Source organism: Pantoea sp. B9002, from assembly GCF_013385945.1.
GTDB lineage: Bacteria > Pseudomonadota > Gammaproteobacteria > Enterobacterales > Enterobacteriaceae > Pantoea.
Map to the genome: position 1 here is coordinate 1 of NZ_JACAPA010000166.1, position 379 is coordinate 379.

Sequence of the window (379 nt, forward strand, 5' to 3'; positions counted from 1 at the left end):
ATCTCAGCTGTCCCTGGCTGACCGTGGAACCTTGTCGAACATGGCGCCGGAGTTCGGTGCGACGGCGGCGATGTTTGCCATTGATGACCGTACGCTGCATTACCTGCGTATGACCGGGCGCGGTGGCCGGATTTCCGCTCTCACGGAAGCCTATGCACGTGCCCAGGGCCTTTGGCATGACAGCCTTGCCGAGGCCGAGTACAACCGTGTGGTCACGCTCAACCTGAGCGCTGTCGCACGTTCGATTGCAGGGCCCAAGCAGCCGCATCAGCGCATCGTGCTGGGGCAAAAGGCACCTGCTGCCCACCTTCCTGCCGGCCTGGACAATGGTTCGGTGGTTCTGGCTGCAATCACCAGTTGCACCAACACTTCCAATCCC

1 protein-coding gene is annotated in these 379 nt (G+C 61.7%); it reads left to right on the top strand.

Going from position 1 to position 379, the window contains the following annotated elements; translation table 11 throughout:
• Nucleotides 1-13 precede the first annotated feature (13 nt).
• A partial coding sequence (locus tag HX773_RS25675; protein ID WP_255433346.1) for an aconitase family protein occupies nt 14-379 on the top strand: 366 nt, incomplete at its 3' end.